Source organism: Actinomycetota bacterium, from assembly GCA_014360645.1.
In the GTDB taxonomy this organism is placed as follows: Bacteria; Actinomycetota; Geothermincolia; order Geothermincolales; family RBG-13-55-18; genus Solincola_B.
The window spans coordinates 56068-69240 of record JACIXD010000006.1 but is presented as its reverse complement, the minus strand read 5'-3'; the positions used below and the strand labels follow the sequence as shown (position 1 = coordinate 69240).

Below are 13173 nucleotides of genomic sequence, written 5' to 3'. Positions count from 1 at the left end.
GGGCACGCGAGGGCGGGGAGGAAGCGAAACCTCCAGCTGCCCCCGTTAACTACCCGGGACCGCGGCGTCATTGGGATGCGAAGCTCCGGAGAGCGGCGCCGCCGTAAAACCCGAACGCGCTTTTTACACCACTGACCCTTCTGCTAAACTCCTCCTTGATGGATAACAGCGAGAACCACGGCCGCACGGACACACCCGAGGCTCGCGAGCGCCTCTCCCAGGAGGAAAGGCGCCGCCTCGCGGAGCGGAGGATCAGGGAGCTGCGCGCCCGCAGGCGGCGGGAGAGAAGGGCGGCCATGCGCCGCCGCCGCATGGCCGTCTCCCTGTGCGGCCTCTCCTTCCTCCTCCTCTTCCTCGCCGCCGCGGCATCGGCGCTCGCCTCGGGGGGCGGCGAGCAGACATACATCTCCGCGCGCCTACCAGCCTCCAACCTCTCGACCCTGGAGGAGATGGCCAGGCCGGAAGGGACCATTTCCGCTCCCGATATCCCCGCGGCCGCCGCGGCTTTGCTCGATCCCGGCACCGGGGACATGCTCTACCTCAAGAACGCGGACCAGTCCCTGCCCATGGCCTCTACCACCAAGATCATGACCGCACTGCTCGCCCTGGAGAGGGCCTCCCCCGGCGATACGGTGACCGTCAGCGAGACCGCCAGCGCTGTGGGGGAGTCCTCCGCCTGGCTGGAGAAAGGCGAGACCCTCACCGTGGAACAGCTCACCTACGCGGTGCTGGTGCAGTCGGCCAACGACGCCGCCGCCGCCCTGGCGGAACACGTCGCAGGCTCGCAGGAGGCCTTCGTGGGCCTGATGAACGAGAAGGCGGCCGATCTCGGACTCGCAAACACCCATTTCAGCAACCCCCACGGCCTGGACGCCGCGGGACATCACACCTCCGCGCGCGACCTGGCCAACCTCGCCGCAGCCGCCATGCGCAACCCGGAGTTCAGAAAGATCGTTTCCACCAGAACGTTCCAGTTGCCGTGGCCCGGCCATCCCGGTCCCCGCGTCTTCGAGAACCACAACAAATTGCTCAAGCTCTACCCCTACGCCACGGGCATCAAGACCGGCTACACCGCCAAGGCGGGCAAGTGCCTGGTGGCCTCGGCGGAGAAAGACGGGCGCGAGCTCATCTCGGTCATCCTCAACGGCGGGGAGAGCTACTGGGACCAGACCATCGCGCTCATGGAATACGGTTTCAACGACTTCGCGCGCGTGGAATACGCGTACGCCGGCCAGCCACTGGCGGAGGTGGAGGTGGGGGATTTTCCACGCCGCAACGTCCATGCCGTGGGATCTCGTGACCTCGTGTTCACCGTACGCCGGGATAGGCTGGACGCATACCGCGAGGCCGACCTCGCGTGGTTCGAGTGGGTTCCCTATCCCGTGGCCGCCGGCCAGGAGGTCGGCTACCTGTCGTTGGGCGATGATGGCGAGGGTGTGAACAGGGTATCCCTGGTGAGCGACGTTTACCGCAACCGGCCGTCTTTCCTGGTGCGCTTCTTCGCCTTTATCGCCGCAGTCTTCGCGCGCCTGTTGGAATGGATAAGGTGGCTGGTGCCCGGCTGGTGAGGAAGGCGGCTGCGTAGAAGGGTGGGAGGTGTCTCCGCATGGCTCAGACGAGGCCGGGACGGGTGCTGTTCGGAGAGGAGGAGATAGCCCGCCGCGTGCGTGAGCTCGGTGGTGAGATCACCGCCTATTACCGAGACCGGGGGGTCGTGGAGGTGACGGTGGTGAGCGTGCTCAAAGGGGGATTCGTCTTCCTGGCCGACCTCGTGAGGCACCTGGACCTGGACCTCAGGCTGGATTTCATGGCCATCTCCAGCTACCACCACGCCGGCGAGCGTCCGCGGGGGGTACGCATACTGCAGGACCTCTCTCAGAGCATCTACCGCCGCCGCGTCCTGCTGGTCGAGGATATCATCGACACCGGCCTCACCCTGAGCTACGTGCTGCGCAACCTCGGGGAACGCGAGCCGGCGGAGATACGACTCTGCGCCCTGCTGGACCGCGCCCTACGCCGCATCGCTCCCATAGAACTCCACCACCGCGGATTCGAGGTGGGGGAGGAGTTCCTGGTGGGATACGGCCTAGACTACCGGCAGCGCTGGAGGAATCTCCCCTGCATCTGCGTGCTGGAGGAGCCGGCGTCTCAAGGCCTTATACGGTGAACTCGCGCGGGGACTCGGGTACAATAGGTATTGACCGCATTGACAGGCGATAGTGGGTGCTATAGTTTAACCTTGAAACTAAGGATGTGATGGCGATGGTGGAGCTCCAACTGATAGGCGTCAGGGTTGAACTGCCGGCCAACCAGCCCATAGTGCTCCTCAAGGAGAGGACCGGGGACCGCTTCCTTCCCATATGGATAGGCGCCTTCGAGGCCACGGCCATAGCCTTCGCCCTCCAGGGCATAGAGACGGCCCGCCCCATGACCCATGACCTCATGAAGAACATCATGGACCGGCTCGGCATCACCATGCAGCAGGTGGTCATCTCCGACCTCAGGGAAGGGACCTTCTACGCCGACATCACCCTGGAATACGAGGGCAAGCCCTTCGTCATCGACGCCCGCCCCAGCGACGCCATTGCCCTGGCGGTGCGCACCGGGGTCTCCATCTACTCCGACGAGCATGTGCTCAACGAGGCGAGCGTCTTCATCCACAGCGACGAGGAAGACGAGATCGAGCGCTTCCGCGACTTCCTGAAGGACGCCAAGCCCGAGGACTTCATGTAACCCCGCCGCCTCTTCCATGCGGGACTCCCGCCCATGGGCTTTTTTTCCAGCGCCCGCGGAAGCCGGCGCCGGCTATGGATAGCGTGCTCGGAGTACGATACTATTTGCGTGGAACAAGGCGACCCATGAACGCGCGGGGTGAAGAAGATTGCGGGAGAGGCTGAGGACCCTGGAGCGGGCGTTCCTGCTCCTCGTAACGGTGATCGTGGTGGGCACAGCGGGCTACATGATCATCGAGCACCAGAACTTCCTCGACTCTTTCTACATGGTGATCATCACCGTGACCACCATCGGCTACGGCGAGACCTTTCCCTTGGGGACGGGAGGGGAGATCTTCACCCTCTTCCTCATCATCATCGGGGTGGGCACCGTGGGCTATACCCTGGTGAGTGCGGTAGAATTCATGATAGAGAACAGCGTGAGCGGGATCATGGAGAGGAGGATGCGCAAAGAGATCGAGGAGATGGTGGGGCATTACATCCTCTGCGGCTACGGGAGGGTGGGCCAGCACATCGCCGCTGACCTCAGGGACGCGGGCGCCGACTTCGTGATCATAGAAAAGGATCCCCAGGCGGCGGAGAGGGCCTTGGGGCAAGGTTTCCTGGTCATCAGGGCCGACGCCACCTCGGACGAGACCCTACGGGAGGCGGGGATCGAGAACGCCAAGGGGCTGGTCAGCGCGCTCTCCAGCGACGCCGAGAACCTCTACATCACCCTCACCGCCCGCGAGCTCTGTCCCCACCTCTTCATCGTCAGCCGCTGCGATGCGGAGGAGTCCGAGCCCAAGCTGCGCCGGGCGGGTGCGGACCGCGTCATCTCCCCGCATTCCATCGGCGGCAGGCGCATGGCCGCCATGCTCCTCAAACCCACGGTATGGGATTACCTCGACCTGGTCACGCGCGGGCAGTACATAGAGTTCAACGTGGAGAACCTGGAGTGGCGCATCGACGATGTGGAGGTGCAGCCCAACTCACATCTCGACGGCAAGACCATCGAGGGGGCCAAGATATATTCCGAATCCGGGGCCTTGGTGCTGGCGGTGAAGAAACGCGGGGTGGGGTTCAACACCAAGCCCTCCAAGGACATCAGGCTCGACCCCGGCGACTTCATCGTGGCCATCGGCACCGTGGAGCAGCTGGCCAGGCTGGAGGAGATGGCCACCTCCAGGACCTGGGCGCAGGGCGGGCGCTACACCTGAACGGCCTCTAAAGCCCCGCCTTGCGGGGCGGCAGGGCAGGCCGCGCGGCGGGCAGGACGTCTCCGGCTTCCACCCCGGCGGATTCAGCGCCACATATCTCTCCCTCCCCGCGCCGGCTCAAGAGAGCCGTGTCCGCTCTATCCGGCGCCTGACGGTAGGCGAGGGCGGACGGGGTGCGGAGGATAGCGGGCCGCGGGCGGTATATTGTTGGATGTACTGGCAATAATTGTTTACAGGGGAGGCAGAGGTGCGGGGAAGCGAGAAGCGCCCGAGGCAGCGGTAGGCCGGGGAGGGCGCTGCGCAACGGGACGCAGGTGACGCCGGCATCACGTCAGGAGGGGAAGATGGATTCCGGGGATAGAAAAGGAGCGATATCCCTGGACGGCCTGGAATACAGGCGATGGGACGAGGTGCGTTTCGCCCACCGCAGCGAGCAGGAGTTCGCGCGTCTGCTGGATTTTTACGACATCAGGTGGCTCTACGAGCCGGTGAGTTTCGACATCGCGTGGGACAAGAAGGGCAACCCGGTGTCAAAGTTCACCCCCGACTTCTACCTCCCGGAGTTCGACCTCTTCATCGAGATCACCACCATGAACCAGAAACTGGTGACCAAGAAGAACCGCAAGATCCGCAGGCTCCAGGAGCTCTACCCGGAGATCCGCTGCAAGATCTTCTACCGCAAGGACTTCCAGCACCTGCTCTTCAAATACCATATCGGCCTTGACGAGAGCCCTCCCGAGAGCGCGGACTGAGGCACCGGGAGCCGGCTGCCGGGATCGGACGCATGTCGCACCGGCTTCGGGGCACCGCCGAACCGGATGCGGCAGCGAGGCGCGGCGCCCACTGCGTCGGGGCTCAGGGGCGGGAGGCATCCAGGACCGAGAGTCTGAAGGCGCAGCGGGATTCGCCGCGCTCGAGACGGTAATCTCCCGCCATGCTCAAGAAACCCTCCTCGAGGCGCCGGTGCACCTCGCAGACGAAATCCCGTCCCTCGCCGGGGATATCCCCGAAGGGGCAGCCGAGGAAGGTCACCACCAGGTTCCCGGGCGGCAGCTCCGCGATGCGGGAGCGCATCCCACGGCGCCGCATCTCCTCCTCCCAGGCCTCCTTGAGGGCCGACAGCGGGCACCCCTGCGAGAGGCGGGCGAGGGGAGAGCCCGCCCGCGCTGCTTCCTCGCGGCCCAGCGCGAAGGCCTCCTCCTCCGCGCGGCGCGACGCGCCACCGCCCGCGCGGGAGACGGCACGCACCATGATCTCCGCCAGCAGGCGGTACTGCCGTGGAGGCACGCTCAGCTCCCAGTCCCCGTCTCCGGGGCGGTAGAGATGCGCCGGCCTTCCGCCGCGTTTCTGCCTGCTGCGCACCACGCGCAGCAGCCCGCCTTTCACCAGTTTGTCGAGGTGTAACCTAGCGGCGTTGTCGTGTAGCCCGAAATGCCTGGCCACCTCCCGCACCGAGAGGGGGCTCTCGGAACGTATCACGAAATCCATGATCTCGCGCCTGGTGGGGTCCGCCAGGGCCGTGGAGACATCGGCGATGCGTTCGCCATAGACGGTCATCGCATACCTCCAAAAAAGAGCTTGACGAGGATATTATATAACAATATATTTATATAGTAAATAATATAATTAATGTATAAAGGAGGTAGGGGATGATCCGGGTAAAGTCGCGCTGCTGGAGGTGCGGTGAGGTCAACCTGTCCCTCGAGGACATCCTCCTAGTGGAGCACGGAGACGGCGACGGCACCTTCTACACCTTCATCTGCGGCCTCTGCGGAGAGGCGCAGGCCTATCCGGCCGACGGGCGCTTCGTGGACTTCATGCGCATGAACGGCAGTGGGCCCGTGGTCCTGACTCCTCCCATAGAGTACAAGGAGGCCAGGGGAGAGCCGCCCCTCTCCTGGGACGACCTTCTCGACCTGCACCTGCTCCTCGAGGACCAGGCCCCATAGCGGGCACTTCGCAAGGGGCATGAAATACATCCTGTTCATACCGGCCTCGAGGGCTTAAACTATGCACATGGAAACGAAGGTCAAGGAGGTGAGAAGATGGCCATTACCAAGGACATGACCATACAGGAAGTGGTGGAGAAGAACCCCGAGACCATCAGGGTGTTCCTGGAGCACGGCCTGCACTGCATCGGCTGTTCGGTGGCGCGTTTCGAGAACATCGAGCAGGGCGCCCTCGCCCACGGCATCGACGTTGATGCGCTGATCAGGGACTTGAACTCCACCGTGGAGGAGAAGGCCTGAGGGCCGCTTCGGACGCAGAGCATATTCGAGCCGGTTGCCGGCCACCAAACGCAGGTCTCGACTTTATCGTGCATGACGTCGGCATGACCGCCGCCTCGTGATCGCGACCACGAGGCGGCGGTCTTTGTCCGTGGCTCCGCATCTCATGATACCCGCCCTGCCGGAGATGGACCCCTTCCTCACCACGGGAACGGGTGGGTATCCATACGCCCCTTGCGTGCACCGCCATGTCCAAGCTCATACCGCAAAGGCGCTCTTATGGCCCATTGTGGTGATGAAAGAGCGGCCGCGGGCTATCGATTGATAGCGTAAGCGGAGCGACGCCGGCGACAGAAGGCCTTCAAGGCGCCGTCGACGCAGCCGCCTTGTGGTAAAGCGAGAAGCCTGCGGTCTAAGGAGGGTCGAGTTGAGAAAAGGAGGTCTCGGAAGGGTGCTTTCCCGGCTGCTGGGAACCGCGGTAATGGCCATGCTCGTCTTCGCCCTCGCCAGCAACTTTTTGATCATCGCCCAGGCCACCATCTCTCCCCTGAGCCCGGTGAAGGGCAACTCCATGTACCCGCATATCAAGGATGGGGACGCGGTGCTGGTGACCCCGAAGGCCGATAAAGACGTGCAGGTGGGCGAGGTGGTCGTCTTCCCCGACCCAGAGGAGCTCGAACAGAGCGTCGTACACCGGGTGGTCGCCCTGGAGGAGGAAAAGGGCGCCGTGTACGCGGTGACCAAGGGGGACAACAATCCCGAGGAGGACCCTTTCGCGGTACCTCTGAGCCACATCACGGGTGAGGTGAGGGTGGTCATCCCCAAGGGAGGCATCTTCATCGATTACCTGCGCAGTCCCGCTGGATACCTCGCCTGCGTGATCACGCCCCTCCTCGTACTGGCGCTCTATATGCTGGCGCGGTACTACCTCGAACGTTCCGGCCCGCGCAGGGGATGGCTGTCCCTCGAGATCATTTCCCAGACCTGAGCTCACCCCTGCCGTGCGGCGATGGATGCCGACGCACGGGGTCTCTTCCCACGGGCACGGGATGGGCACCGGTTCCCGATCTTCGACGGCCACGCAACGGGGCATCCTTCCCGCGCGCGGCGGCAGACGCCCGGCGGGCGAGCCGCGTTCTTTTTCCTTGCCCGCATCGAGCGCCCGGTTCATCGTTCCATCATCCTTGAGCTCGATCCGCCTTCCTACGGGCTAGAGCAACGCAACACCGGCAGGGATTCAAGGCGGGGATGAAGGTGATACGAAGAAGGGCTCCATGTCCTTATAAAAGGTCCTTATAAAAGGCTTTATAGGACGGGAATTCTTATTGTCGCCGAAGAGAAAAACCCGGTTGACCTCAAACAGCGCCCCCCGGGGGAGTACGGAGAAAGAAAACAGCTCGCCTGAGATCCGCCTGCGGCGGGTGTGTCATGAAAACTCAAAGGGGAGGCCTCCGATGCCGAACCATAGAGCGGAGATAGGAGAGAGGTTGTCGGATGATCATCGAGATCAGCGAGGACGGTCGCGTCGAGCGCAGAGAGTTCCTCCTTATCGTCCACCGGGGAGGCAGGGGCTTTGGGCCCGAGAACACCCTGGAGGCATTGGAGGCAGCCCTCGATCACGGCGTGGAGATGTTGGAGACCGACGTGCGCATGTCCAGGGACGGCGTGCCCGTCATCCTTCACGGCCCCTTCCTTGGCCTCGGCCTGGCGGCCCGCATGGACATGCGGGAGATAAGGGAACGCGCCCCCCACGTGCCCACCCTGCGTGAATACCTGGAGGTGGCGGGGGGAAGGTGCTCCCTCAACCTGGAGATCAAGCGATGCGACCCGGGGATCCTTGCGCGAGAGCTCAAGGGCGCGCCTCACTTTCCCTATCTGCTCATCAGCTCCTTTGACGGGGATTTCCTGCGCTCCTTCCGCGCCACCGGCGTCGACGCCGAGCTGGGCCTGCTTAGCCAGTTCGAGATCGGGCATGAACGCATGCTGCGCGAGGCGGCGGGCTGCGGAGCCGCGGTGCTGCTGCCCGTAAGCATGGCGACGGACGATGAGCTGGTCGGGGAAGCGCACGCCGCCGGCCTTCGGGTCATCCCCTGGACGGTCAACACCCTTGAATCCCTGCGCGATCTGGTCATGGCCGGCTGCGACGGGGTGATCACCGACCGCTACGCGACCTTCCACGACCGCCTCGCTTCCGGGCCCCTTTCCGGCAAAGGCGGCGAGGCGGAGGACCCCCGCGACCGTAAACGGCGGTGAGATCGAACCGCACCCGCATTGACCACACGCCGAGCCCGGGGTCTCAAACATGTCACGACCTGCAGGCTCGCCATTTCGCACCACGCCGCCTGTGAGGAGCGAGAGCACCTTTACCGGGTGTAGATATGGAATCGTTATTCGAAGGCACGATGGTCGCGGCTCGTCTGTAAGTGGGATAGGGCCTACGGCCTTTGGTTGCAGCGAAACAGGGTCTCTTTCCGGGATATCGATGTGTCCGAAGCGTAAGGATACCGACCCCCATCGGGGAAAAGCCCCTACAAAGGTGGAAGCAGCCGACCTTGGGAGCCAGCTGCTTTCCGGGTGGGGCGTTGGACTTTTTTATCAGTCCAGTTCGTATTGTCGGGCAGAAAACCGGGCTTTTGTATCGGTCTTTGGTATTAGAAAAAGGGCTTTTCAGGCTCTGCTGAGTACTTTTTGGTAGTATTGCTTAACGCGGAAAGGGCGCGCTTCATCGCAGGGGGGCCTGGAGACACGGGAGAAGCGGTCTGAAAAAAGACGGTGGGGAGACAGGCCCGCAGGCAGCATGCGGCCATGGGGCTTGTCGATCCGGACCGGTACGGGGGCGGTGGAGCCGCTCGCCGCGAGAGGGGGAGAAGGCTGAGGCCGCGAGGGGCGCTTCTTGCGAGGGCGAGAGGGCGACGCGGGAGGCGCATGCCGCGGAGGGAGGGGAGAGGCGCTTGAGCGAGGGTCTCTCGATCCCATGATGGGGAAAGCACCTCAGGTGGAGGCGAGGTGGAGTCGGCCTTCAGGGGCTGCGGGGTCGGGAGGGTGGTCTCGCGCGGGTGAGGTGCCGGGGAAAAGGGGACAACTCCCAAGACGCCTTGCGGGGATGCCGCAGGAAGATCAAAGCGGCGTTTTACGGCACACCCACCTATGGGTTATCATACCCATAGGCCCCACCGTCAGCGTGAGGGCCGGCAGGGGTAGAGAGAACGACCGCACCACGACATCACGGCACGGCAAAGAGCAGCGGAAGCGCATTGCGCTCCTTTATGTCATCCATTTTTCCCCGGCCGGCCGCTCAGCATCCCGCGGCGACAGGGCCGCAACGTAAGGCGATGACGAAAGGGAGGGATGTCATGGAGAAGAACTACAAGTGCTGGCCCAAAGGAGTGCCGAAGACCCTCACTTATCCCGAGGTCCCGGTGTTCCAGATCCTTCGTTCGGCGGCCTTACAGTGGCCGTGGCGCAACGCCATCGTCTTCGGGGGTATGGAGATCACCTTCCAGGAGCTGGATGCCCTCTCGGACCGCTTCGCCAACGCCCTGGTCTCCCTGGGGGTGAAGAAGGGGGATCGCGTGGCCGTCCATCTCCCGAACTGCCCCCAGTTCGCCATCGCCTATTACGGGTTGCTCAAGGCGGGGGCCATCTTCGTCCCCATGAGCCCGCTACTGGCGGAGCGCGAGATAGATTTCCAGCTCAACGACGCCGAGGTGGAGACCTTCATCGGCCTGGATCTGCTCTTCGGCGTGCCGCAGCAGGTGATCCCCAGATCGCCGGTGAAGCGCACCGTCATCGTGAGCCTGGCCGACTGCTACCCGCCGCTCTCCGCCCCCGTGAAGATGCTGCAGAAGCAGCCGGTTCCCGAGGGGGCCATTGATTTCGTGTCCCTGGTCGCCGACTACCCTCCCGAGCCGCCGCAGGTGGAGTTCGACGTCCGGGAGGACCTTGCGCACATCGCTTACACGGGGGGCACCACGGGAACCCCGAAAGGGGTGATGATCACCCATTACAACGCGGTGGTCAACTGCTGCCAGTTCGCCTACTGGTTCGGGGGCGGGGACGTCCTCTACGAGGACGGCAAGTTCCTTGTGAAGCGCGAGGAGGGAGACCGGGATGAGGACCACCCAGCCCGCCGCGCGGCGGAGATCTCCCTCATCGTGGTGCCGTGGTTCCACGCCATGGGGGCCATCGGCTACCTCACCATGCAGCTGCTCGGGGGCAACACCCTGGTGGTCTTTCCCCGCTTCGAGCCCGCGGAATACCTGCAGGCCATCAACAAGTTCCGCGCCACCGTCTTCGGGGGAGCCCCCCAGCTCTTCGTGCCCTTGGTGGAGCATCCCCTCTTCGCGGAGATCGACATGTCGGACATCCGCCTGGTGGCCTCGGGGGCGGCCCCCATCCCGCACCACCTCCTGGAGACCCTCATGGAGAAGATCCCCGGGGTGATCTGCGAGGCCTACGGGCTCTCGGAGTGCACCATGGGCTGCTGCGCCAACCCGCCCTCCCGCGAGGGGTTCCGCCTCGGCTCCGTGGGCCTGCCCATGCAGGACACGGAGATAAAGATCGTGGACCCCGAGAAGGGCGAGGCGGAGATGCCGGTGGGGGAGATAGGCGAGATATGCATCAAGGGCCCCCAAGTGATGAAGGGCTACTGGAGAAAGCCCCAGGAGACGGCGGAGGTGCTGAGGGACGGCTGGTTGTACACCGGGGACATCGGAAAGTTCGACGAGGACGGCTACGTCTATATCGTGGACCGCAAGAAGGACATGCTCATCTACAAGGGATACAACGTATATCCCCGCGACCTGGAGGAGGTCCTCAACTCCCATCCCGCGGTGGCACAGTCGGCGGTGGTGGGAAAGTACGACGAGCGCTCAGGAGACATCCCCATAGCCTTCGTGGAGCTCAGGCCCGGTGCATCGGCCAGCGAGGATGAGCTACTGGAATACGCCAACGGCAAGCTGGCGGCGTACAAGAAGATACGCATGGTGAAGATCGTGGAGGCGCTTCCGGCAAGCGGGGCGGGGAAGATCCTGCGGCGCGAGCTCAGGGAACAGGCCCAGTCGTTAGAGCTATAGAAATACAGTAACTTAACATAAGATACATTATCGGCGGTATGTATCTCCACCCCGGTTATCTCGCTACGTGCGCGGCGACAGGGGTCGTTCTCGCGGATATCGCCTGCGGGGAGGAGGTCCACAGTTGGCGGAGGGGCGTCGCCAAGCAGGGGTGGCCGTAAAATCCCTCGCCATGAAGGAACCTCCCTCCTCATATGCAGCCCCTAGGGCCGTCTTTCCGCGCGGTTGAACGCCGCAGCAAAGCCGCCGCACAAAAAAGGGTCTGCGATCGATGTTCCCTCCCAAGCTCTTCATGCGATCTGACGATCATCGGCAAAAGGGGCGCGGATGGCTTCGAGCCCGCATCGTTCCCTCGCGCCCGCGGTGAGCGCGCGGAGACCGGATTCATGAACACGGGCTCCGAGGGCCGGGCGGACAAAGACGCGCCTCCGCGCATGCCGAATGCCCCGCTCAAATGCGGCATCGCGCACGGTTCGGGAACGGACGGGAAATGGCGCGGCCGTTTAAGGGATTCGGGGCCAGGGGACGAAGTATATGAATAAAGGTATCGATATAACATATACAGACAAACATATAGGTTATGTTCATTAACTGGCGGAAGCTCGATCAAGGGAGGGAGAGATGTCCGGTGCCAGGAGATGCCCCAGGTGCGGGGTGCCCAAAGAGTTCTCGCGCGAGAACTCCTGGAATCCCGACGGGACCATCACCCAGACCAGGAACCCCGACCACCGCGTGATCTTTTACGAGGCGGAGGGGATGAAGAGGCTGCTCGCCAACCTGGAGTCTCTGCTGGGAGTGTCCGTGGACCGCATCGCCATCGAGGGCAAGCGCAAGTCCACCTACCATTATCTGGAGGGGATGTTCTCGGGGTTTAAGCTGGCCGTGATCAAGGCCTTCCTGCGCCGCAAGGTCTACGAGACCATCTCCGCCCGGGGAGCGCTGCTCGGCTACGGGCATTACGAGCTGGTGGACTTCAAGGCGGGCGAATACATAAAGGTCTTCGGGAGGAACATCTATTCGGAGACCCTCTTCTGCGGCGACCTCGCGGCGGTGTTCAACCGCGTGGAGGGGCTGCCCGCGCAGCTCCACATCGAGGAGAAGGACGGCGGACACCTCATCACCGTGACCCCGGGGCCGGAGGTGGAAGAGGAGATCGCCTCGCGCCTGGTGCGCGTGGTCATCCCCCGCAAGCCCGGCAAGCTCTCCTACGACCTCTGCCCCGCCTGCGGCATCCCGGAGGATATAGCCCGTTTCAGGTGGGACCTGGAGGCCGGCACCATCACCGACCCCGCAACGGGAAGGCATATGGCGGTGCTGGGCGCGGAGGACATCGACTCCGTGTTCCGGGAGCTGGAGGCGGAGCTGGGCGAGGACCTCGGCCACCACATCGTGGAGGCGCAGCGCCAGTACGTCGCCGACATACTGCACCGCCGGGAGGTGGAACAGAGCCCCGACTACCTCACGCGCCAGATCGCCCTGCGGGGCATGGGCAACCTGGTGGAGTTCAACCTCACCCGCAAGGGCATCAGGGCGGTTGTGGAGAACGCCATCCCTCCCCTGCTGGTTGCGGGCATCATGCAGGGCATCTACGACGTCTTGACGGGCATGAGCTCGGAATGTGCCTACCAGCGCGAAAAGGACGGCACCCTGCGGGTAGAGATCAGCGCATCCCGGGCTCCATAAAGCCTGCAAGCATCCGCGGCGGAAGCCCTTTTGCGTCCCGGCGGGCGTATGGACGGCGCTCGGCGCAAAACGGCCGGCTCTCTCGATATCGGGCCCAAATGCTATATATTATAGTTTATTATGTACTAGTTACATATTAACTATTATCAATGCTGCGGTCGGGAGACCCGCGCACATGTACGGGCGCGTGTCCCCGTCTTGGCTTTCGGGTCCTGCGAGGCCTTCAAAGTCTCGGCCCTTCGCTGCCCTTCGAGGA

At 63.6% G+C, this 13173-nt stretch carries 12 protein-coding genes; 11 read left to right on the top strand and 1 reads right to left on the bottom strand.

Annotation, left to right across the window (positions count from 1 at the left end; all coding sequences use genetic code 11):
* Positions 1-158 precede the first annotated feature (158 nt).
* The 5 genes from H5T74_06935 to H5T74_06915 all read left to right on the top strand — a co-directional run bounded on the left by H5T74_06935 (position 159) and on the right by H5T74_06915 (position 4683).
* Complete coding sequence (locus H5T74_06935; GenBank protein ID MBC7230110.1) at positions 159-1568, top strand: D-alanyl-D-alanine carboxypeptidase; 1410 nt, start codon at positions 159-161, stop codon at positions 1566-1568.
* 38 nt (positions 1569-1606) lie between these two features.
* Positions 1607-2167 (top strand): hypoxanthine phosphoribosyltransferase, encoded by a 561-nt coding sequence (gene hpt, locus H5T74_06930; protein ID MBC7230109.1) that lies wholly within the window; start codon positions 1607-1609, stop codon positions 2165-2167.
* A 95-nt stretch (positions 2168-2262) separates the two neighbouring features.
* Positions 2263-2733: a bifunctional nuclease family protein gene (locus H5T74_06925; GenBank protein MBC7230108.1), complete on the top strand. Its 471-nt coding sequence runs from the start codon at positions 2263-2265 to the stop codon at positions 2731-2733.
* A gap of 148 nt (positions 2734-2881) precedes the next feature.
* Complete coding sequence (locus H5T74_06920; GenBank protein ID MBC7230107.1) at positions 2882-3931, top strand: potassium channel protein; 1050 nt, start codon at positions 2882-2884, stop codon at positions 3929-3931.
* A gap of 344 nt (positions 3932-4275) precedes the next feature.
* A complete protein-coding gene (locus H5T74_06915; GenBank protein MBC7230106.1) occupies positions 4276-4683 on the top strand; it encodes a hypothetical protein in 408 nt (135 codons plus the stop codon).
* A 103-nt stretch (positions 4684-4786) separates the two neighbouring features.
* Here the strand turns inward: H5T74_06915 and H5T74_06910 are convergent, their stop codons facing one another.
* On the bottom strand, positions 4787-5488 hold the full coding sequence (locus H5T74_06910) for a helix-turn-helix domain-containing protein (protein ID MBC7230105.1): 702 nt from the start codon (positions 5486-5488) through the stop codon (positions 4787-4789).
* 92 nt (positions 5489-5580) lie between these two features.
* On the opposite strand from H5T74_06910, the gene H5T74_06905 reads away from it, so the two are divergent.
* From H5T74_06905 to H5T74_06880, 6 genes are all read left to right on the top strand, one after another.
* The gene (locus H5T74_06905) at positions 5581-5880 is read left to right on the top strand and encodes a hypothetical protein (protein ID MBC7230104.1); all 300 of its coding nucleotides are present in this window, start codon (positions 5581-5583) and stop codon (positions 5878-5880) included.
* A gap of 96 nt (positions 5881-5976) precedes the next feature.
* Positions 5977-6180 (top strand): DUF1858 domain-containing protein, encoded by a 204-nt coding sequence (locus H5T74_06900; GenBank protein MBC7230103.1) that lies wholly within the window; start codon positions 5977-5979, stop codon positions 6178-6180.
* Between the two features lie 406 nt (positions 6181-6586).
* A complete protein-coding gene (locus H5T74_06895; GenBank protein MBC7230102.1) occupies positions 6587-7147 on the top strand; it encodes a signal peptidase I in 561 nt (186 codons plus the stop codon).
* Positions 7148-7653: 506 nt separating this feature from the next.
* A complete protein-coding gene (locus H5T74_06890; protein ID MBC7230101.1) occupies positions 7654-8412 on the top strand; it encodes a glycerophosphodiester phosphodiesterase in 759 nt (252 codons plus the stop codon).
* A gap of 1100 nt (positions 8413-9512) precedes the next feature.
* Positions 9513-11234 (top strand): AMP-binding protein, encoded by a 1722-nt coding sequence (locus H5T74_06885; protein ID MBC7230100.1) that lies wholly within the window; start codon positions 9513-9515, stop codon positions 11232-11234.
* Between the two features lie 621 nt (positions 11235-11855).
* Positions 11856-12917, top strand: coding sequence for a hypothetical protein (locus tag H5T74_06880; protein ID MBC7230099.1), 1062 nt, complete (start codon positions 11856-11858; stop codon positions 12915-12917).
* Positions 12918-13173: the final 256 nt, after the last annotated feature.